15 protein-coding genes are annotated in these 21,068 nt (G+C 62.0%); 8 read left to right on the top strand and 7 right to left on the bottom strand.

The window, feature by feature from the left end:
* Positions 1 to 4 precede the first annotated feature (4 nt).
* A complete protein-coding gene (locus tag KVT38_RS09320; protein ID WP_217593430.1) occupies positions 5 to 469 on the bottom strand; it encodes a MarR family winged helix-turn-helix transcriptional regulator in 465 nt (154 codons plus the stop codon).
* Positions 453 to 905, bottom strand: coding sequence for an EVE domain-containing protein (locus tag KVT38_RS09315; protein ID WP_254639109.1), 453 nt, complete (start codon positions 903 to 905; stop codon positions 453 to 455). Before KVT38_RS09315 ends, KVT38_RS09320 begins: the two co-directional genes overlap by 17 nt.
* Positions 906 to 1,230: 325 nt before the next feature.
* Here KVT38_RS09315 and KVT38_RS09310 point away from each other — a divergent pair, with 325 nt between their 5' ends.
* The 4 genes from KVT38_RS09310 (at position 1,231) to KVT38_RS09295 (ending at position 6,833) form a co-directional block, all read left to right on the top strand.
* Positions 1,231 to 1,998, top strand: a complete 768-nt coding sequence (locus KVT38_RS09310) for an MBL fold metallo-hydrolase (RefSeq protein ID WP_217593429.1) — start codon at positions 1,231 to 1,233, stop codon at positions 1,996 to 1,998.
* Between the two features lie 917 nt (positions 1,999 to 2,915).
* Positions 2,916 to 3,869, top strand: coding sequence for an ABC transporter permease (locus KVT38_RS09305; RefSeq protein WP_217593428.1), 954 nt, complete (start codon positions 2,916 to 2,918; stop codon positions 3,867 to 3,869).
* A gap of 24 nt (positions 3,870 to 3,893) precedes the next feature.
* On the top strand, positions 3,894 to 4,769 hold the full coding sequence (locus KVT38_RS09300; protein WP_217593427.1) for a carbohydrate ABC transporter permease: 876 nt from the start codon (positions 3,894 to 3,896) through the stop codon (positions 4,767 to 4,769).
* Between the two features lie 27 nt (positions 4,770 to 4,796).
* The gene (locus tag KVT38_RS09295; protein ID WP_217593426.1) at positions 4,797 to 6,833 is read left to right on the top strand and encodes an alpha-amylase family protein; all 2,037 of its coding nucleotides are present in this window, start codon (positions 4,797 to 4,799) and stop codon (positions 6,831 to 6,833) included.
* A gap of 132 nt (positions 6,834 to 6,965) precedes the next feature.
* Here the strand turns inward: KVT38_RS09295 and KVT38_RS09290 are convergent, their stop codons facing one another.
* The 3 genes from KVT38_RS09290 to KVT38_RS09280 form a co-directional block, all read right to left on the bottom strand.
* Positions 6,966 to 9,296, bottom strand: coding sequence for a helix-turn-helix domain-containing protein (locus tag KVT38_RS09290; protein WP_217593425.1), 2,331 nt, complete (start codon positions 9,294 to 9,296; stop codon positions 6,966 to 6,968).
* Between the two features lie 101 nt (positions 9,297 to 9,397).
* Positions 9,398 to 10,966, bottom strand: a complete 1,569-nt coding sequence (locus KVT38_RS09285) for a type 2 periplasmic-binding domain-containing protein (protein WP_254639104.1) — start codon at positions 10,964 to 10,966, stop codon at positions 9,398 to 9,400.
* 221 nt (positions 10,967 to 11,187) lie between these two features.
* Positions 11,188 to 12,102 (bottom strand): helix-turn-helix transcriptional regulator, encoded by a 915-nt coding sequence (locus tag KVT38_RS09280; protein WP_217593424.1) that lies wholly within the window; start codon positions 12,100 to 12,102, stop codon positions 11,188 to 11,190.
* Positions 12,103 to 12,263: 161 nt separating this feature from the next.
* Between KVT38_RS09280 and KVT38_RS09275 the strand changes: the two genes are divergently transcribed.
* From KVT38_RS09275 to KVT38_RS09260, 4 genes are read left to right on the top strand one after another with little or no spacing between them, the layout of a single operon-like run.
* A complete protein-coding gene (locus tag KVT38_RS09275) occupies positions 12,264 to 13,001 on the top strand; it encodes a ThuA domain-containing protein (RefSeq protein WP_217593423.1) in 738 nt (245 codons plus the stop codon).
* A gap of 4 nt (positions 13,002 to 13,005) precedes the next feature.
* The gene (locus KVT38_RS09270) at positions 13,006 to 14,169 is read left to right on the top strand and encodes a Gfo/Idh/MocA family protein (RefSeq protein WP_306795305.1); all 1,164 of its coding nucleotides are present in this window, start codon (positions 13,006 to 13,008) and stop codon (positions 14,167 to 14,169) included.
* Between the two features lie 38 nt (positions 14,170 to 14,207).
* Positions 14,208 to 15,386, top strand: a complete 1,179-nt coding sequence (locus tag KVT38_RS09265; protein ID WP_217593422.1) for a glycerate kinase family protein — start codon at positions 14,208 to 14,210, stop codon at positions 15,384 to 15,386.
* 20 nt (positions 15,387 to 15,406) lie between these two features.
* Entirely contained in the window at positions 15,407 to 16,564 is a 1,158-nt protein-coding gene (locus tag KVT38_RS09260) for an NAD(P)-binding domain-containing protein (RefSeq protein ID WP_254639103.1), read from the top strand.
* A 114-nt stretch (positions 16,565 to 16,678) separates the two neighbouring features.
* On the opposite strand, the gene KVT38_RS09255 is transcribed toward KVT38_RS09260, so the two are convergent.
* The gene (locus KVT38_RS09255; RefSeq protein WP_217593420.1) at positions 16,679 to 17,947 is read right to left on the bottom strand and encodes a family 43 glycosylhydrolase; all 1,269 of its coding nucleotides are present in this window, start codon (positions 17,945 to 17,947) and stop codon (positions 16,679 to 16,681) included.
* Between the two features lie 179 nt (positions 17,948 to 18,126).
* Entirely contained in the window at positions 18,127 to 20,217 is a 2,091-nt protein-coding gene (locus KVT38_RS09250) for a carbohydrate-binding protein (protein ID WP_217593419.1), read from the bottom strand.
* Between the last annotated feature and the right edge of the window lie 851 nt (positions 20,218 to 21,068).

Genomic DNA, 21,068 nt, shown 5'->3' with positions numbered 1-21,068 from the left:
GGCGTTAGACGCCGGCCTGGCCCTGATGCCCCGCCAGCTTGGTCAGCATCCCTAGTAGCTCCCTCGTCTCCGTCCCCAAAACGGAGAAAAAAGCGCGGTCGGCGGCTTCGACCGCCTGAACGGCGCGGTTCGCCAGCTCGCTGCCGGTCGGCGTCGGCGCGATCGCGTGCGCGCGCGTGTCGGCGGGATGGGGGCCCCGCCGAACGTATCCCTGTTGCTCCAGCTTGCGCAGCACCTGCGACGTCACGTTGACGTCCATGCGGACGTTTTGGGCGAGCTGCACCTGGGTCAGCCTGTCCCTCCACTCCGCTTGCTCGTTCATAAAGTGGCAGGAGAACAGCAGCACGAACTGCGGATGCGTAAGCCCGAAGGGCTCCAGCGCCTTTCGCATCTCCCGCTGCCACATGTTCGTCGTCTGCCACATCAAAAATCCCGGGCTGTCACCCGCGTCTTCAAAAGCCGTGCTCATCGATGTCCTTGGCCTCCATGGCGCCCGCGATCGTCAGGAAGTCCTCTCTCCCGATCTCGAAGTGTCCCGTCCGGAAGAGATAACCCCAATGGCGGTTGCCCCGCGTGAAGCTCAGACGCTCCAGCAGACCGCCGATCTCGGTTGATTTGCATTCAGTATAGCGAATGTTCCTTCGAAACGGTACAAAGGTCTCGCTCATCGCAAAAGGGTACGTAACGTCGTCAGCCACACGGCCGATCGCGGTAAAAGCGCGCAAAGGCGCGCCTCCGTCCATGTCGGTGCGGGGTGAGTAATAGATGAACCAGTCTCCCGCCTTCATTCGACGCAGCGGTCCCGCCTTGCCATGGCATACTTGGGCAAAGCCGCCCTGCACGCCGCGCTGTACGTGCGAAGCGGAAACGACGCCGATCCAATAGCGTTGCCCTGATCCTGCCAAGGATCGCTCGGCACGTGCGGCCACGAGAGCGCCTTCGCCAGGCGCACCCTCAGAGAAAAGCGCAAGCTGTTCAGGTACGGCTCTCATAGGCGTTTCATTCGATATCGTTGCCCTCTCCGCCGGCGTCGCCAAGCTCAGTTCGAATGTCCGCATAGGAAGAACCTCCATTCATATCATATGTGTACATACTATATTTACGCATATTATTTGTCAATAATGTGCCACATCGCTCCTTCGGCATTCGATCCGGTCCGGTTTGCGAATAAATCCATTCCCATTGTACAGTCTATGGTTCACGAAGGATGCCTAAGGGGGATACGGTAAAATGCAAAAAGAAAACGGGCTCCCCGAAGATGTGCACGCCGTGCGAACGCTGATCGCGAACGTCGTGATGATCGGCGAGCCTGGCACAAGCGAATGGACGCTGATCGACGCCGGCGTCGTCGGGTGTGCGGACGTCATCGCCGAGGCCGCGTCATCCCTTTACGGAGAGATGCCTCCTCGCGCGATCGTGCTGACGCACGGCCACTTCGACCATGTCGGTTCGCTGCGCCCGCTGCTGGCGCGTTGGCGCGTGCCCGTGTACGCGCATGCGATGGAGCTGCCGTACCTGACCGGCCAAGCCGACTACCCCGAGGCGGATCCGGATGTCGGGGGCGGACTCATGGCCCGCATCTCCCCGCTGTATCCGCACAAAGGGATCGACATCTCGGGCGACGTACGCCCGCTGCCCGAGGATGGCACGGTGCCGACCTTGCCTGATTGGCGCTGGGTGCATACGCCCGGCCACACCGAGGGACATATCTCGCTCTTCCGCGAGCGCGACCGGACGGTGGTGGCAGGCGACGCCTTCATCACCGTGAAGCAGACGTCCGCGTTCGCAGTGCTCTTGCAGGAAGAGGAGATCCACGGCCCACCGCCGTACTTCACCTTCGACTGGCGCCATGCCGCCGAGTCCGTCCGCAAGCTCGAAGCGCTGAAGCCTGCGGCGGCGATCACCGGCCATGGCAAGCCGATGGCGGGCGAGGCGCTGACGGAGGGGCTGGCGGAGCTGGCTCGGTCGTTCGAGGAGCTGGCGGTTCCGCATCGCTGAGCGGAGAGTGCGCGCTACTTCTGGGCGGGCGAGAGGTAGCGATGTGGTGCGGACCGTGATCGCATCTCAGAATAGCGCAATTTTGAGCTATAGCGAGGCTTATGCGAGGCGGCAGGCGCGGTGCTGACCGCGGGCGTTGCAGAATAGCGCAATTTTGAGCTATAGCGAGGCTTATGCGAGGCGGCGGGCGAGGTGCTGACCGCGGGCGTTGCAGAATAGCGCAATTTTGAGCTATAGCGAAGCTTATGCGAGGCGGCGGGCGAGGTGCTGACCGCGGGCGTTGCGGAATAGCGCAATTTTGAGCTATAGCGAGGCTTATGCGAGGCGGCGAGCGAGGCGCTGAATTCGGGCGTTGCGGAATAGCGCAATTTTGAGCTGTAGCGGAGCTTATGTGGGGCGGAGGGCAAGGCGCTGACCGCGGGCGTTGCGGAATAGCGCAAATTTAAGCTATAGCGAAGCTTATGTGAGGCGGCGGGAGAGGCGCTGACCGCGGGCGTTGCAGAATAGCGCAATTTTGAGCTATAGCGAAGCTTATGCGAGGCGGCGGGCGAGGTGCTGACCGCGAGCGTTGCAGAATAGCGCAATTTTGAGCTATAGCGAAGCTTATGCGAGGCGGCGGGCGAGGCGCTGACCGCGAGCGTTGCGGATTAGCGCATTTCTACGCCCCTGCAAACCGGACATTTCTTTCCCGCCATCCTCCCGACCGCGCCGCCACCATCCATCAACCCGCGCCATGCCGGGCTTCCTCCGCCCTTCCTCCTTTCGCGGCACGCGGACATCAATTGCATCGACGAAGGACCGGCTGACCAGCCGGTCCTTTTCAATTTATGTCCGTATTCCGCTGATCGTCGCGCACCTACAATGGAGGCAGATCCAGATTAGGTCCGCCAGCGGACGGAAACGAGGTGCTTCGGATCATGGAGAAGGCATTGGCCGCTTTGCCGGTCCGAAAGGAAAAAGGCTATTGGTCCCGGCTCGGCGCGCGGATCGTCAAGCATCGGGCGATGTATGTGCTCGCGCTGCCGGGCGTGCTGTTTTTTATTTTGTTCAAGCTCACCCCGCTGTGGGGCCTATTGCTCGCGTTCAAGGACTATAATCCTTATTCGGGCTTCGCCGGCAGCGAGTGGGTGGGCTTCAAGCATTTTGCCGACCTGTTCGCCGACCGCAACTTCTATATCATGCTCCGCAACACGTTTGCCATCAACGTCTTCGGGCTCGTGTTCATGTTCCCGCTGCCCATTCTGCTCGCGCTCATGCTGAACGAAGTCCGGCACGGCGCCTTCAAGCGCTTCAACCAATCCATCGTCTACCTGCCGCACTTCCTGTCCTGGGTCGTCGTGGCGAGCATGACCTTTTTCGTCCTTTCCACCGACGTCGGTATCGTCAACAAACTCATCGGCGAAGCCGGACACGAACCGATCAGCTTCCTGTCCGAATCGAAGTACTTCTGGGGCCTCATCACGGCGCAGACGATGTGGAAGGAAGCGGGCTGGGGCACGATCATCTTCCTCGCCGCCATGGCGGGCGTCGACCCGCAGCGGTACGAAGCGGCGGTCGTGGATGGCGCAAGCCGGTTTCGCCAGATTTGGCATATCACGCTCCCCGCCATTCGACCGACGATCCTCATCCTGCTCATCCTGCGCCTCGGCCAGATGGCCGACGTCGGCTTTGAGCAGATGCTGCTCATGATGAACCCGCTGGTCATGCAGGTGGCCGAGGTGTTCGACACGTACTCGTACACGCAGGGCATCCTGCGCGGTCAGATCAGCACGGGCGTGACGGTCGGCATGTTCAAGGGCGTCGTCGGCTTCGTGCTCGTGATGGCATCCAACTATATCGTCAAAAAATCCGGCCAGGAAGGCATCTACTGACCCGCCGGGAGGAGGCATACCGCCATGAGCTTCGTTTCGCGCAAAAAAATGACCGCATTCGATTGGATCAACTATGCGCTGCTTGCCGTCATCTCCCTCGTCTGCGTATTCCCGTTCCTGTACGTGTTCAGCGTATCCTTTACGGACCCTGAAGTGTACGTGCCGCTTCGTTTCTATCTGTTCCCGGAGAAATGGTCGCTGGCCGCCTACTCCTACATTTTGTCGACGGACAGCTTCGTCAATGCGCTGAAAAGCACGGTCTTCATCACCGCCGTCGGCACGGTACTGAATCTAATCGTCACCTTCTCGCTCGCTTACGTGCTGACGAAGAAGGACGTGCCGGGGCGGGGCCCGATGATGGGTTTCGTCATCTTCACGCTCGTCTTCAGCGCGGGCATCGTGCCGAACTACCTGCTGGTGCAAAACCTCGGGCTGCTGAACTCGTACTGGGCGCTCATCTGGCCGGTGTTGACCAACGCCTGGAGCCTCATCATTATCAAAAGCTTCCTCGAGTCGCTGCCCTCCGAGCTCGAGGATGCGGCACGCATCGACGGCTGCTCGGACATCGGCGTCTTCTTGCGCGTTGTCCTGCCGCTATCCATGCCGGCGGTCGCGGCGTTCACGCTGTTTTTCGCCGTCTCTCACTGGAACACGTACTTCAACGCCCTCATCTATCTCTCCGACGCCAAAAAGTGGACGCTGCAGGTGCTGGTTAAAACGCTGGTCATCGACTCGGACAACGCCGGGATGGCGGGAGCCGGAGGGGATGAACGCTCGGTCCCGCAGGAGACGATCCGTATGGCCTCCATCATGCTGGCGATGGCGCCGATCCTGCTCGTTTACCCGTTCCTGCAAAAGCACTTCGCGAAGGGCGTCATGCTCGGCTCGGTCAAAGGTTAATCGCAACGAACAAGGGAGGTTAATTTCTTGGAAAACAACGAACGCGGCTGGTGGCACAAACCCCAGCGCATCATTCAGACGAATCTGCAGGTGAAGGACACGCATCTGATCGAGCCCCGCCGACTGGCGCGCCAGATGAAAGAACTCGGGGCTACCGCGCTTGTCTTCAACGTCGGAGGCATTTATGCCTGGTACCCTTCCGAGGTCGAGGGCCATCATGTCAACGAATATTTGCCGCAGGACTTCGACCTGCTGAAGGGCGTCGTAGACGCCTGCCATGACGAGGGCATCCGCTTCATCGCCCGGCTTGACTTCAGCAAGACGGACGACATCGTCTTCCTGAAGCGGCCCCAGTGGTTCGTACGCAAGCAGGACGGACAGCCGGAGATCATCGGTGCGCATCGCCCCGGGGCGTGGTCGCTGCTCATGAGCACTTGTCTCAACGCGGGCTACCGCAACGAAGACGTCGCCGTTCCCGTGCTGGACGAGGTGTTGTCGCGCTACGACGTGGACGCCGTCTTTTTTAACGCGCCGCACTTCCTCCCGTGCTGGTGCGGCATCTGCAAGCGCAAGTACGAGCGGCTGTACGGCGTGCCGCTGCCGGCGGACTCGGCTGCCTTCGCGGCGGACTGGCCGTCGACGTGCATTCGGGACAACATGGACAAAATGTACCGCTTCATCAAGGGCAGACGACCGGAAGTTCAGATGATTCTGTACTACAACCTGTACAAAGACAATCTGTACGACAGGCTGGAGACGACCGATCTGTTGTGTACGGAGCCGCAGGATGTGCTGTCCGAGGGTCACCGGCGGATTCCCGAGTTCTGGAAGCCTGCGCTCAGCATCAAGCTCGGCCGCTCCGCGCACGGCGTCCCCGCGCCGCTCGGCATCGTCCACTCCAGCCCGGGGATGGAGTGGCGGCATACCGGCCTGCCGCCGGCGGAATACCGGTTTTGGCTGTCACAGATCCCGGCGCACGGGGGCAGCATCTGGCATTCGCTCACCGGCATTCCCGAGACGATCGGCGACAAGCGGATTCTGGAGACGGTCGCGGCGCTCAACCGCGACGTCGCCAAGGTAGAGGCCTACATGGACGGCGCCGGGACGCTGGCGCAGGTCGCGCTGATCTGGACTGCGAATGCGGCCGCAGAAGGCTGGGCGGACGGCCTCATCAACCGCCAGATCCCGTTCGACGTGCTGCTGGAAGAGCAGGCGACACCGGAGCGGCTGTCGCGCTACAAAGCGCTGATAGCGCCGGAGGGCCTGACGCTGACCGAAGGCATGTCTGCCACATTGGCCGGCTATGCCGCCGCGGGCGGGCATGTCATCGCCGAGGGCGATGCCGCCGACAAGCCCGAATGGCGGGACCTGCTCGGCGTTCGCGACCAGGGCGCCGCCGGTGAATTGCTGTCGGCCGCCTACCTGCGGTTCGAGGGCGCGGACAATCCGCTTCAGCTCGGCCTGGAGCAGACCGAGCTGGTCGCGCTGCGGGGCGCCGTCTATTATGCACAGCCGACGGCGGAGACCGCGGTGCTGGCGACGCTCGTCCCGCCGTTCGCCCCGCTCGAGTGCGTGGGCGCGCCGCCCGAACGCGCGTCGCTGCCCGTGATCCGCACCGACCTGCCGCTGGCGCTGCATCGCCGGAGCGGGCTCGGCGGCTTCCTTTACTTCCCGTTCTCGCTCAGCGGCATGCTCAATGAATTCAAGCTCGGCGAGCACTATCAGCTGCTCGCGAACGCGATCGACCTGACACTGGGCGAGGATAAGCTCGTCGAAGTCACCAACTACCAGGGCCTGCAGCTCACGCTGTTCGAGCGGGACGACTATGTCTTGGTCCACCTGGTCAACGGCGCCGGCAGAAGGCCGCTCGCCACGAATCTCCCGCTGCACGATATCTCTCTGAAGCTGCGACTCCCCGGCCGGCGCGTCGCCGGCGTGCGCAGACTGATCACGGAGGACGCGCTGCCGTACAGCGAAGAGGAAGGTGCGGCGGTTATCGATATTCCGAGGCTGGAGGTATGGGAGTGCCTGCTCGTCCGGACGGAGGCTGGCGATACCATTTAGGGGGCGGGGGGAGCGTCGGAGTTACACGGTTTTTCCGGCTAACTACGGCCGGCCCCACCGCCCCCTACACTCCTCCCCGTCGCAGACGGCAAAGAAGCCTGCCCCGCGGGCAGGCTTCAACGCGTCCGCGCCTCAGCGCAGCGACATGCGGTACTGCTTCGGCGACATCGACAGATGCCGCTGGAATGCGCGGTTCAGGTTGCGCTCCGAGTAACCGATCAGCTCGGCGATCTCGGCTACGCTGTGGTTCGTCTCCTCCAGCAGCTTTTTTGCGCGGTCGACCTTGTACTTCATCAGGTACTCGATAAACGTCATCCCCGCCTCCTGTTTGAACAGCCGGCTCAGGTACGACGGGCTCATGCTCACGTATTCGGCACACTCGATCAGCGAAGGCATGCCCTGATGCGTTTCGATATAGGCGCACACCCGCTGCACAGCGATCCGCGTGGCGTTCGCCCGGCTCTCCTCGGTGATCTGCCGGTGCATCGGGAACAGAAACTCCACGAACCACTCCTGCACCTCGCGATACGTCTGCCTCGCCTTGAGCTGCTCGAACAGATTGTCCCCGAGATTGTCCAGCACGCCGTAGCCCATCTCCTCAAGCGACTGGATGATGGACGACAGCAGAATGTGATAGCAATGCATCGCCGTGTTGTACGATTCGGACTGCCGGATTCGCTCGTAAAAACGTCCCAGGGACGCCTCCGCCAGACCAAGCTCTCCCTGAAGCAGATGCTCCGTAATCTCCAGCTCCAGCTCCTTCGGATAATTGAACGTCGCCAGCTTGCCCGACGGGGCAGGCAGCGCGTCGTAGCGGAAGATGCGGCGATGCTCGTCTAAAAGACGCTGCTGGAGCGCGGCTTCGGCCTCCCTGTACGACTCGGCCAGCAGATGAAGGCCTTGGCGCACGCCGCCGATGCCGACCGATACCGTAAACGACAGATGCGTCTTCAGCGCTTCGCACACGCGCTCGGCGTAGGCGTCCAACAGGCACGCGGTCTCCTCCTCGCGAACGGGCGCTTCCCAGCGAAGCACGGCGACGGCCTCCTTATCTTCCTTGCCCACCACATAGCCGCTCGCGAAGGGAGCGCTTTGCAGCAGCTCCTGCATGACGTTTTTCACCGCAAACACGATGACCGGTCCCTCGCTGGGCAGAAACCGCTTCTCCTTGAACAAATTCTCGGGCCGCACGACCAGCACTGCGAATCCGCCCGCCGCGGGCATCCCGTACGCCTGCGCCTCCGTCTCGACCTTCTGCGGCCTTAGCGGCGCTGACGCAGTCAGCAGCTTCAGCACGAAACGGTCGCGCAGATCCGGCTGGATCCGCTCGATATACGCTCGCAGCGACTCGGCCTGGTCGTTCAGATAGGCGAGGCTCGACCGGATGTAGCCAATCTCGTTGCTCCCGCCCGCCGTGCCCGGACCGTGCCGCAGCTGCCGGCCGTACAGGATGAGCTTGTCGATCGGACTGTAAGCGAACTTGGACGAAGCGACGGTGAGCACGATGCCGAACAACAAAATGACGAGCACCGAGCCAAGGACGAACAGCCGCATCCAGTTCAGCTGGCCGGCGATCGCACTCTCCGGCAGCATCGAGATATAAGTCCGCCCCAGCGCCGTCTTGTAGGTCGCCGTCAGTACCTTCCCGTCGTCCGCTTCCCCCATGACGAACTGCCCCTCGCCGCCGCTGCCGGGCAGCAAGCTCCGGAACAGCTCGACCGAGTCGGCCCGCTTGCCTAAAAGAGTCTCGTCCGAGGAGTGCAGTAGAATCGTGCCGTCCGCATCCACGACGGCATAAGACTCCTCGCCCGCAGGCACGCCGGACTGGAAGAGCTGCCGGCCGAGATCCGCCGCCTTCAGCTCGTAGATCAGCGCGCCTATCGGCTGCCCGTTTCGCATGACCGGCAGCTGGCGAACGTACGAGATGTAGCCGTTGCTCGCGTACGCCGGCAGGTAGGTCCAGCCCTCGCTGCGCGTTCCCTTCAGGACTGCCGCTATATTTTCGCGCTCGGGCGAGTCCGCGAGCGTCGTTTTCCCGTACGCGTTGGACAGCACCGTATCCGACGCGCTGGCATAGTAGACGATATCCTGCAAGAGGCTGCTCGCGTTTTTTTGCACGGTCATCAGGTCGAGGAGATTTTGTTGGATGACGTATTGCTCGGCGAAGCCCGGTCTGCCCAGCCAGGAGCGGATCGTCGCGTTCGCGGCAAGCTGCATTGACTGATACTCGATGTCCGTCATCAGGTTTTCCGTCCGCTCCTGAAGCAGCGTCAAAGAGGTGCGGCTGTCCGCCTGGAACTGCTCCTCGATCTTATTCACGGAGTACCGATAATACGCCAGGCCCAGGATCAGGATCGGGACCGTCACAGAGACGCATCCCAGCCAGACGAGCCTTCTGAAATAATTCGACCGCGGAAACGCCCGGTTGGCGGCTTGTTGGACCTTGTTCAGCAGCGGCTTCATGAGGACCTCCCTCGGAACGGCGGATGGGGCGCGATAGACAAGGAAGGCAACCGGCTCCGGGCCGATCACCTTCCGCTTTCATGCGAGCTGCCTTGCTGCGTTTACGGGTTCATCGCTTTGTAGTTCTCGGCGAATTCTTTATACGCTTTTTTGGCTTCCGGCAGGTTGTTGATCTTGTCGACGAACTGCTTGTATTGGTCCATCGTAATCTGGCCGACGATCGCCTGCGTCACCATGGACTTCCATTCGTTCTGATACTTCGCCCAGACGTCGTTCCAGGTGTCGGAGATCAGGTAGGCAAATGGATCGATGCTGCCGATCTCGCCGAAGTTTTGCACTTCCGCGATCTTGGCGTCGTTGTAGGCTTTATCGCCCGATGCGCTGATGACCTTGCCCCATTTTTGTGTGGCCAGGACGCCCGCGTTTTTGCTCGTCGTGTTGACTTCCTTCACGCCCTGCTCGGTCAGCACCTTCTGGCCGCCCTCGGCCGTGTGGTGCACGCCTTCAATGCCGTAGTACGCCAGGTCGGTCATCTCCGTCGAAGCCGACTTCTCGAAGTAGTCGAGCAGCTTCCATACCTTCTCCTCGGGCACCTTCTTGGAGATCAGGAAGCTGCCGGTGCCGCCGAGCGTCAGATTGACCGCGTACGCTTTGGGCCCTTTGAGCGTCAGGTTGAGAATCTTCGCGTCGGGCTGGCCGTTTTTCTTGATCAGATCCTCCCATTCCTTGTCCCACCAGATGCTGCGGGTGTAGGAGGCGGCGCGGCCGGTCGTGAACAGGTCCTGGGCCTGCGTACGCTTCATGACGGAAAATTCCTTGGACAGCGCGCCCATCTCGTACATTTTGCGGAAGTAGGCGATGGCGTCCGTATAGCCCGGGTTCAGGTTCGTGTAAATGAGCCCGCCCTCATCGTTGTACGTCGGCTCCATCGCGCCGAACGCCGATGCGAAGGACGCGTCGCCGTCGCTGATGATGACGCCGCCGCCGATCAAGCCGAGCGTGTCCGCGCGCCCGTTGCCGTCCGGGTCGCCCTTCGTGATCTTGACCAACGCATCCGCGTACTCGTCGAGCGTCGTCGGGACCGGGATGTTCAGCTTATCCAGCCAATCCTTGCGAATCTTGATGCCCGGGTCGATCTGCGAGCGGGAGCCGGGCAGCGAATAAATCTTGCCGTCGATCGTCCGGTACTTATAAGCGTTCTCCGGCACGTTGTCCTTCAAGTTCGGGTACTTGCTGAAATCGCCGAGGAACGGCGTCAGATCCCAGAACGCACCGCCCTTGATCGCGTTGATCAGCGTCGGACGCTTGAAGTCGGGCGCCGCCAGCACCTCCGGCAGCTGCGCCGACGCGAGCAGCAGGTCCAGCTTCGTGTCGAGATCGCCGGACGGCACCCACTCGACGTTCAGCTTCGTGTTGGTCCGCTTCTGCCATTCGGTCCAGAAGGCGTCGTTCATGTCGGGCACTTCATTGTACAGTCCGGCGAACATCTGGATGGAGAGCGGCTCGCCGCTATCCCCCGTCTTGTCCGCTCCCTGTGAACTTGCCTGCGTCGCGCCGCCGCTGGCGGTCGGCGCCGCATTGTTTTCCCCGTTGCCCCCGCACGCCGCCGTCCCTGCAATCGCTGTCATTAATACCGTCGCCAGCCAAGCCCTTTTGATCATCGGCTTCATTCTACCAAGTCCTCCCCGGATTGAAATGATCGGCGCAGGCTCCCTGTTGCCTGCATCTGTCGCTGCCCTTCCATCGTAAGTCCGACGTCCGTGGCACGGTAGGGACATTACTTGAATCGGGACGATCGAAAGAAATGTCCGCCGAAAACCCAGGCAGGGCAAGGCTTGTAGGCCGCCGCCGCGGCGCTCGGGTAAGAAAAGTCCGGTCGGAAAGCAGGCCGCTAGCCGTCCTCGCGACCGCTCATGCGGGTGACGAATTCCTTCGGCGAGCACCGGTTGAAGCGCTTGAACAGCTTGTAAAACTGGGCGATGCTCGGCACGCCGGCTTGAAGCGCGGCTTCCGCGATGCTGATGTCCCGCGTCAGCAGCAGCCGCTCCGCAGCCTTGATCCGCTTGCGGTTGACATAATCGACGAACGAACAGCCCATCGCCGAACGGAAGTAGCGGATGAAATAATGATAGCTGAAATTGAGAAGCCTGCTGACCTCTTCGACGGTAATCCGATCCTGCAGATGCCGGTCGACATAGTCCAGCGCCGGCCGCAGCCTCAGCAGGTCCGGCTCCGCAGCGGCGGGCAGCAGCCCTTCGTCGTCGTGCCGGACGAACAGCCAGAGCAGCCGCTGGATCGCGGAGCCGAGCGCCAGCTCGTAGCCGCGTGCGCGTCCCCGGTACTCCTCGTACATATGCGCGATTAAGTCGTAGATCTCCAGGCGGAACCCGGGCTTTTCGCGAAACAGGCCGTTCAGTCGTTCGAGCGGCGCGGCGCCGTCCGCGAAGCCGTACGCATAGGGCAGCGCGGCGCTCTCCATATGCCGGCCGAGGTCGACCTGCAGCACGATGAACCGGACGGGTGCGGCGCCCGCGCGATGCGTGCGGTGCAGCTGGGAAGCGCCCAGCAGGACGACGTCGCCCGGCTCCAGGCGGAAGTAGCCGTCTTGCGTCTGCATGCCCATCTCGCCTTCGATCAGCGCCAGCAGCTCGACTTCCTTGTGAAAATGCCAGGGGCCGTACGCCTCCTGAGCGGGCGCCGGCGGGTTCATGCCGACCTCCCATATTTTCATGTACAGGAGCGGGTGGCCGTAGACCACGGCCTCCTCGCGGATCGGTTCGCGGAGATCGTCCGCCAACGTTGTCATCGCTTACACCTCGCTTGGCGCGTCCGAGTTTTTGGAGCCCTCAGTATAGCACACATGTCATTTTTGGAGAACAATCGGTCAGCTTTGAAGCTATTCTTGCCGGAACGGCGAAGCCTATAATGTGGGGGTCACGGTCGATCTCAAACGAGGAGGAATGCGGCATGAAGGACGAATTGCGCGTGCTGATCTGGAACGAATTCCGTCATGAGAAAAATAACGAGAAGGTGAAGGCCGTCTACCCGGACGGCATCCACCGCGCAATCGGAGAAGGGCTCGGGGACGATCTGGCGATCGGATACGCGACGCTCGACGAAGAAGAGCACGGCCTCTCCGAGCAGCGGCTGGAGGACACGGACGTCCTCGTATGGTGGGGCCACAAGGCCCATCGCGAAGTATCGGACGAGATCGTCGAGCGCGTGCACAAGCGCGTCCTCGCCGGCATGGGCCTGATCGTGCTGCACTCCGGCCATTTCTCTAAAATTTTTAAAAAGCTGATGGGCACGACCTGCAACCTCAAATGGCGGGAAGCCGACGAGAAGGAGCGGCTGTGGGTCGTGTCTCCGGGCCATCCGATCGCGGAGGGCATCGGCGAATATATCGAGCTGGAGCAGGAAGAGATGTACGGCGAGAGCTTCGAGATCCCGACGCCCGACGAGCTCGTATTCGTGAGCTGGTTCGAAGGCGGCGAAGTGTTCCGCAGCGGCTGCACCTACACACGCGGACAGGGCAAGATCTTCTATTTCCGCCCCGGGCACGAGACTTATCCGACCTATTACAACGAAGAGATCCGCAAGGTCATCCGCAACGCCGTGCACTGGGCCGCGCCGACGGGACGTCCTGCCCCGCTGTTCGGCAACCGCAAGCCGCTCGAGCCGCTGAAGTCGCGGCAGGAGGCGTAACGGCATGACCGCGATCAGAACGGACTTGCAAAATGCGGCCGATACGACGGGCACTGCGGATACGACTAAAGCGATGGGCAAAGCCAAGGCGACAGCTATGAGCGATTCGACCGACAAAGCGGCCCGCAAATTCCGCCTCGTTCAAGTCGGCTGCGGCAATATGGCCCGGCGCTGGGTCAAGTATGCGACCGGCCGTCCGGACATCGAGCTCGCCGCCCTCGTCGACATCCAGCTGCCCGCAGCCGAGGCGCTGGCCCGGGAATTCGGTCTCGACTGCCCCTGCTATACCGACCTCGGGACGGCGATCCGCGAGACCGGCGCCGACCTCGTGTTCGACGTCACCATTCCGCAGGTCCACAAAACCGTCGTGACGACGGCCGTCGAGCTCGGCTGCGACGTCATCGGCGAGAAGCCGATGGCCGTCACAATGGCGGATGCCTACGAGATCGAAGACATCGTGCGGCGGCACGGACGCCGCTATGCCGTCATGCAGAACCGGCGCTTCGCCCGACAGATCCGGGAAGCGCGCGGCCTCATCGCGCAGGGGACGATCGGCAAGCCGGCGCATGCGACGGCGAACTTCTTCCTCGGCCCGCATTTCGGCGGCTTCCGGGAAACGATGGACCATCCGCTGCTGCTGGACATGGCGATCCACACGTTCGACCAGGCCCGCTACCTGCTGCAGGCCGATCCCGTGTCGGTGTACTGCCATGAATTCAACCCGTCCCACTCCTGGTATGCGGGCAACGCTTCGGCGGCATGCATCTTCGAGATGAGCGACGGTTCGGTTTTCACGTACAACGGCTCTTGGTGCGCCGAAGGCGAACCGACCTCCTGGCAGGGCGATTGGCGCGTCGTCGGCTCCGAAGGCACCTTGATCTGGGACGGGACGAACGATTCGTACTGCAGCGTGGCGGAGGGCGAGCTGGGACCGGGCGCACGGATGCATGCGTTCAGGCGGATCGAGCCCTCCTCGCCCTGGACCGGACACGAGGGACACGAAGGCTGCTTCGACGAGATGCTGGCCGCGCTCGCGGAAGGCCGGCCGGCCGAAACGGACTGCTCGGACAATCTGAAAAGCATGGCGATGGTGTTCGCGGCGATCGAGAGCGCGCGAAGCGGAGAAAAGGTACGCATCGGGCCCGGACAGGCGTATGATAGGGGTTAGCATCTTATATTGATCGCCCATTGGGAGGAGAACCCGCCATGCGCTTTGTCATTGCCCCGGATTCGTACAAAGGCAGCCTGTCCTCGCGGGAGGTCGGCGCCGTTATGGCGGCGGCTATCCGCCGTGAAATACCGCACGCCGAGATCGACGTCTTTCCAATGGCCGACGGCGGCGAGGGTACCGTCGAGGCGCTCGTCGGCGCTTGCCACGGCCGCAGCGAGGAAGTCGCCGTGCACGGCCCGCTTGAGCCGGGAGCGACGGCGCTTATCGGCCTGATCGAGCAAGACGGCGAGCCGGTCTACGTCATCGAGACGGCGAATATATGCGGCCTGCCGATGATTCCCGCGGATCGCCGCGATCCGTACGCCGCGACCTCGCGCGGGCTCGGCGAAGCGATCGCGCACGCGCTGGACCGCGGCGCCCGGCGCCTGATCGTCGGACTCGGCGGCAGCGCCGTGAACGACGGCGGCATGGGCATGCTCGCTGCGCTCGGCGTGCGCTTTGCGGATCGGGACGGCCGCCTGCTGGAAGGCCGGGGCGGCGATCTGCTGCGCGTGGCCGCGGTCGACTGGAGCGGCCTGGATGCGCGGCTCGCGGCGTGCGCGATCACGGCGGCCAGCGACGTGACGAGCCCGCTGACGGGGCCGTCCGGCGCCTCGCGCGTGTTCGGGCCGCAGAAGGGCGCGACTCCGGCGCAAGCGGCGGAGCTGGACGCGGCCATGGACGCCTATGCAGCGCTGCTGGAGCGGCCGATCGGGCCGAGTGCGGGCGCAGCCGAGGCGGGCAAAGCCGGCGCGAACGGAGCGCGCCTGTCGGAGCGGCCCGGCGCGGGCGCTGCCGGCGGGCTCGGCTTCGCGCTGCTGCGGCTCGGCGCCCGGATCGAATCCGGCGCGGAAGTAGCCGCCCGGGCGACCGGGCTGAAGGCGCGGATCGCGGGCGCCGACTGGGTGCTGACCGGCGAGGGGCGCACCGACGCGCAGACGCTGAGCGGCAAGCTGCCCTTCCGCGTGGCGGAATGGGCGGCGGCCGAAGGCGTCCCCGCCATCCTCGTGTCCGGCGGTCTGGGCCCGGATATCGAGCCGCTCTACGAGACGTTCGCCGCCGTCTTCCCGATCGTCGGCCGGCCGTCGACGCTGGACGAATGCCTGGCGGAGGCCGAGGACAATCTGGCCCGGACCGCACGCAATATCGCAAGGCTGATCAAGACGAAAACATAACGCCGAGGAGCGTGATCGACTTGAAAAAAATCGGATTCATCGGGCTAGGGAACATGGGCTTGCCGATGGCGGACAACCTCATCATGGCAGGCTATGAGTTATACGGCTTGAATCGCAGCAAAGCGGCCGAGGAACGTCTGGCCGCGTTGGGCGGCAGGGTCGGCTTTGATCGCACGCAACTGGCGGCGGAGATGGATCTCATCGTCACCTGCCTGCCGATGCCCGCCGACGTGGAGGAGGTCTATCTCGGAACCGACGGGCTCGTCCCGGGCGGCAGGGAAGGCCTGGTGCTGGTCGACTGCAGCACGGTTGGCCCTGCCTTGTCGCGCAAGATCGGCGCGGCCGCGGCCGAGCGCGGCATCCGCTTCCTTGATGCGCCGGTCAGCGGCGGAACGACCGGCGCCGCCGCTGGGACGCTCAGCATTATGGTCGGCGGCGACGAAGAGACATTTCGCATTGCGAAGCCGGTGCTGTCCGCGATGGGCAAGCAGATCGACCTCGTCGGTCCCGTCGGTAGCGGCTCCGTCGTCAAGCTGGTCAACCAGCTCATGGTCGGCATCCACACGCAGGCCGTCAGCGAGGCACTGGCACTGGGCAGAAAAGCGGGCCTGGACGAGGAGCAGTTGGTGAACGTGCTGCTGGCCAGCTTCGCCAGCAGCCGCATCCTCGATCGGCATTACCGCACCCATATCGGTCCGGGACGCTTTGAGGCCGGCTTCGCCATCAAGCTGCTCGCCAAGGATCTGACGCTCGCGACCGAACTTGCCGCGCAGTCCGGCGTCGGCCTGTCCGCAGGACGCCGGGTTAAAGGCCTGCTTGACGGCGCCGTTCGCGACGGCTTCGCCGAGCAGGACATGGCGGCGATGCTGAATTACCAGCTCCGGCGCGACGAACCGGGGGAGCCGATCAAGCACTTCGCTGTCTTCCTGCCGATGAAGGATCCCGAGCTCAGCGTGAAGCATCGCGAGGAGCACCTGCAATTTCTGGCGGATCGCCGTGCCGAAGGCAAGCTTCATGCCAATGGCCGGTTTGTCGACGGCGCCGGCGGCCTCGTCATCTACAAGGCGCGCTCCCTGGAGGAAGCCGAATCCTGGGTGAAGCAAGATCCGTATGTCGTCCTCAGCGCCCGGGGTTACGAGATCCACGAGTGGGATATCGTGCTGGCTGAAGAAGCATAGTGCCATTCGTCAAGCTATGAGTTCCCTTTTTGGCGGTTCGAGCACTTCCGCCTGAGGGGGGACTCTTCCTTTTTAGCTTCGCCGCCTTGGATGATTCACTTATGCAGGATAGCGCTAATCCAGCCATTCGACGGACAAGCCTTCGATCCGCACGTCTCCGTGACCGCCTTCGAGCTTGACCGTATTAACCGCTCCAGGCTTCAGGCGCACGGTGAGCGAAGTATGTCCGCCCTCCGCCTGCAGCGCGTTCAATAACGAGCAGTCGGCGTCATTAACGACAAGCCGCAGCTTCGCCAGCCGCTCGTCCGTCGTGTAGCGCACGGCGAGAGCAGCCCGGCCGCCGCGGCCGCCGTCGATCTCGCGGAATTCGCAGGCAGACGAAGCCTCCTGCATGCCGACGACGGCGTAGGCGCCGTGCTCCGTGACGACGATCGCCGCCTCGCCGCCAGTCTCGCATCCGTCGGCCGGGTAAAAGACGCGCGCATTTTCCCGGGAAGCATCCCCCTGGACGGCCCGCACGCCTTCTTCCGTCTGCCGCACCGTGCGAATGGCGCCGTTCTCGTCAAAGTGCAGCTCGTCGATGCATACGCAACGTAAGTTGCCGTGGCCGGAGATCGCCTGGTTATGATAAAACAAATACCATCGTCCTTTGTACTCGGCAACCGATCCGTGTGTCGTCGAGCAGCCGGTCGGCTCCAGGAAGATGCCCCGGTAGGTCCACGGACCGAGCGGGTGATCGCTCGTCGCGTAGCGCATCCGGTTGTTGTCGTGCAGATTGTCCGCGTAGGTTAAATAGTAGACGCCTTCGCGCTTGAACGTCCATGCCGCCTCGTGAAAATCTTCTAGGCCGACCATGTCGGCCATCTCGTCCTTGACGGACATCATGTCGTCGTTCAGCTCGCCGCCATGGCAGACGCCGCCCCCGCCGTAGTACATATATGCGCGCCCGTCGTCGTCCTGGAAGACGCACGGATCGATCATCGCAAACCCGCCGAGTCCTTCGATATAGCCGCGATCGACGAACCCTTCGGCAGGCTTGTCGCTTGTGGCGACGCCGATTTTCCACGTGTCGTTCCAGTCCGAGCCGCTCGGATGCGGATAATAGAAATAGTAGGTGCCGTTCCGATAAGCGCAGTCGGGCGCCCACATGAAGCCGCCTTCCGGTCGTCCCCACGACACGTCGTCAGAACGCAGAATTTCCCCTTCGTCCACCCAATTCACCATATCGTCCGACGAAAAGACATGGTAACGGTCCATCAGATCGCAGCCTCTCGGCGGGTCCATGTCGTGCGAGGCGTAAATATAGATTCTGCCGTCTTCCCATACATGGGCCGACGGGTCGGCCGTGAATATCGAGGTAATAATCGGATTTTTACCGTTCATGGTGCACTCTCCTTCACCGCTTGGCGCGTGCGTTTCTCCCTCATTGTAAAGCACGCGTCCGGACGCTCCCATGAGGCGATCGAAAACGAAATCTGCCGATCTTGTCTTCTTTTTGCCGCCCGAATCGATCGCAAAAAAGCGGCTCCGGAAGACGCATCTTCCGGAAGCCGCCGCAAGCTTTATTGATGGGTGGTTGGATGCGAGGCCGTGACCGGAATTTGCCCCTTGAACATCCGGTTGATGTCGCCTGCCAGACGGAGATAAAAGTCGGAGGATACCGCTACGCCGTCCGCATTGAGTGTCAGGAAGTACTGGTTCGTCGGGATCATCGCGCTGTTCTCCGCTGCCTTGGCAATTGCCGTTCCTTCGTCGTACTCGTCGAACATCGCGATATAGCCGGTGCTAATGCCGAGCTGCTTTAAACGATAGGCTTGCTGCCACATGAAGTCGCCATGCTGCCGGGGAATTTGATTCGTCGGCCCCCCGTTCAGGTTGGACCAGGCGAAGCCGGGCCAGATGACGGGCTGATAGGCGATGTTGCGCTGCTGCGTATACGCGAGATCGGGCCCGTATTGGTTCGTACTGTAGCTGTCGACATCGGCATTGCCGAAGCGTCCTACGAACCACGGCGAGAGCATATCGAGCGATTCGTACACGCTCATAAAATCGGGCTTCGAATCGTTGTTGCCCGTCCGCCAGTAAGTCGGCACGCCGCCGATCACATAGACGTTCTGCGCCTTGAACCAGTTGATCAGATTCTGGTGCTCGGCAGCCGTACCAGGCCGATCGGTGAACCCGATTCCCCAGATGCAGACAACGAGTTTGCCGTTCTGCTTCGCGTAGGCGCCTGAAGAGGTCAGATGCATATTGTTCACGACGTTCGTCGTCCAATCGTGCTTCACCGCGTTCAGCCAGTTGCTCGCATTCATCCCTGTAATATCGTACATGACATAAAACTTGCGGTTGTAAGTCTCCGCAGCGTTTTTTACTTTTACGGCCACGCTGTCGCGGTTCGTCTTCCAGTTGTTCGGCGTATCGCTCTCGTCGGCCCCGAAGCGCTGAAGCGCCGCGCCGTCGATGTTGTACGTCTGCATCCATTCGAAATGTTTGTTGACCGTCTCCTGATCGTAGGAGGAGAAAAGCTTCGCCTGCGTGCCGTTGCCGAGGTTCGCCAGATTCGTCTGATACAGCTTCGAATACTCGCGAAGGTCAGGATATAGCTCGAAGTTCACGTTCGAGCCGGCGGTCGGCGCGCTGCTGTTTTTGGACCAGTGGACCCATCCACCGTTCGGCGAGCCGTCGCCCTGCGCATTGAACCAGCCTTGGTAGCCGGCGAACAGCTTGCCGACGACGTCGCCGCCGGAAGACGGCGCTCCCGTGCCAAACTTGAACCAGTTGAGGTTAAAAAGGTTGCCCGCGCCGCCCGTGAACTTGACGTACAGGTTGTGGACGCCCGTCGCACCCGATATTTGCCCGCTTGCCGTCGTCCAGCTCTGCCAGCCGCCCGTGCCGCTCACCGCGACGGTTCCGATCAACGTACCCGTCAAGCTGTCCAGCCTGAATTCGATCGAACCGCCTCCGGCCGCGCTTGCGACGCGTGCCTGAACGCTGGAAGCACCGCTGCCGAAGTCGACGCCGTTAAACAGCAGATAATCGCCGTTGTCGATGAAGCCCACATTCGACCCGCCGCCTACATCCGATGTCGTCTCCGTTTGAATGCCGGATTGACCGTTGTAGGCTTCCGCCTCGATCTGGTTAAAAGCCGACAGCCCCGACGCGAATTTGAACCAGAGCAGGTTGAACAAATTGCCGCTGCCGCCGGTAAACTTCAAATACAGCGTGTGAACGCCGCTCGCGCCAGATGCGTTCGCCGTCACCGTCGTCCAATTTTGCCACCCCCCGGTGCCGGGGACCTGCGTCGTCGCGATCAACGTTCCGTTCACGCCGTCTAGTCTCGCCTCGATCGCGCCGCCGCTCGCGTTGCTGGCGACGCGGACCTGGAACGTGCTCGCGCCGCTGCCGAAATCGACGCTCGGGAAAGCAATATAGTCGCCGTTGTCGATAAAGGCGACGTTCTGTCCGCCTTCGCTCGACGTCTCCAGCTGAATGCCGGACTGGCTGCCGTACCCCGACGCCGCCGTCTGAACGAAGGCGGATGCGGCGGATGCGATCGACGGAGACCAGGCCCATTGGCTGAGCAGCAGTGCCGCCGCCAGCAGCGCCGCGAAGAAACGCGGCCAAGTCAAACGAAATCGGTTGTTGACGTTCATTAATGCATGCCTCCTCGTTTGTTTAAACATCGCCAAACTAATCCAACTCTGCGCGGTTCTCCGCGCCACACGGTACCTTCATGTCCGCATCATAAAACTCGCTTTGACGTTTGGACGACCTTGACTCTTGGGACGCACACACGCATTTTTTTTGCGCTGCGTATGCTTTCAGGAAGCTGTTTTCCCACCTCCTTCGAGATCGGCAGCTTGGGTATTGTAAGTGCTTTCATCTAATGAGGGACCGATCTGACAAAAGCTTACATCCGGGAAAGGTTATTGATAAGGAGGCAATATTGAACTTAAGCGGACGATCCAAGCCTCTCCAGGGGAGTTTGGCAGTTAGATGAGAGGACAAGTTTGTTCCTAACCGAGACTTCCTGACGCCATCACGCATTCGAGAGCACCAGTTTGTTCCTGACCGAGACTTCCCGACACAACCCCGCATACGCGAGCACAAGTTTGTTCCTAACCGAGACTTCTTGACGCACCCCCGCATACGCGAGCACCAGTTTGTTCCTGACCGAGACTTCCTGACGCAGTCCCGCATACGCGAGCACAAGTTTGTTCCTGACCGAGACTTCTTGACGCAACCCTGCATACGAGAGCACAAGTTTGTTCCTAACCGAGACTTCCTGACGCAACCCCGCGTACGAGAGCACCAGTTTGTTCCTGACCGAGACTTCCTGACGCAGTCCCGCATACGAGAGCGCAAGTTTGTTCCTGACCGAGACTTTCTGGCGCCATCACGCATACGAGAGCGCAAGTTTGTTCCTGACCGAGACTTCCTGACGCAACCCCGCGTACGAGAGCACCAGTTTGTTCCTGACCGAGACTTCCTGACGCAGTCCCGC

Source organism: Cohnella sp. GbtcB17 (assembly GCF_019091135.1).
Lineage (GTDB): Bacteria > Bacillota > Bacilli > Paenibacillales > Paenibacillaceae > Cohnella.
Note: the sequence above shows the minus strand (reverse complement) of the source record. Positions and strands in the feature narration are given on the sequence as shown.

Bases quoted from the DNA above. Each gene is read 5' to 3' on its own strand.
- KVT38_RS09320 (WP_217593430.1), bottom strand. From the start codon at position 469: ATGAGCACGGCTTTTGAAGACGCGGGTGACAGCCCGGGATTTTTGATG.
- KVT38_RS09275 (WP_217593423.1), top strand. From the start codon at position 12,264: ATGAAGGACGAATTGCGCGTGCTGATCTGGAACGAATTCCGTCATGAG.
- KVT38_RS09270 (WP_306795305.1), top strand. From the start codon at position 13,006: ATGACCGCGATCAGAACGGACTTGCAAAATGCGGCCGATACGACGGGC.
- KVT38_RS09305 (WP_217593428.1), top strand. From the start codon at position 2,916: ATGGAGAAGGCATTGGCCGCTTTGCCGGTCCGAAAGGAAAAAGGCTAT.
- KVT38_RS09265 (WP_217593422.1), top strand. From the start codon at position 14,208: ATGCGCTTTGTCATTGCCCCGGATTCGTACAAAGGCAGCCTGTCCTCG.
- KVT38_RS09280 (WP_217593424.1), bottom strand. From the start codon at position 12,102: ATGACAACGTTGGCGGACGATCTCCGCGAACCGATCCGCGAGGAGGCC.
- KVT38_RS09285 (WP_254639104.1), bottom strand. From the start codon at position 10,966: ATGAAGCCGATGATCAAAAGGGCTTGGCTGGCGACGGTATTAATGACA.
- KVT38_RS09250 (WP_217593419.1), bottom strand. From the start codon at position 20,217: ATGAACGTCAACAACCGATTTCGTTTGACTTGGCCGCGTTTCTTCGCG.
- KVT38_RS09310 (WP_217593429.1), top strand. From the start codon at position 1,231: ATGCAAAAAGAAAACGGGCTCCCCGAAGATGTGCACGCCGTGCGAACG.
- KVT38_RS09290 (WP_217593425.1), bottom strand. From the start codon at position 9,296: ATGAAGCCGCTGCTGAACAAGGTCCAACAAGCCGCCAACCGGGCGTTT.
- KVT38_RS09300 (WP_217593427.1), top strand. From the start codon at position 3,894: ATGAGCTTCGTTTCGCGCAAAAAAATGACCGCATTCGATTGGATCAAC.
- KVT38_RS09255 (WP_217593420.1), bottom strand. From the start codon at position 17,947: ATGAACGGTAAAAATCCGATTATTACCTCGATATTCACGGCCGACCCG.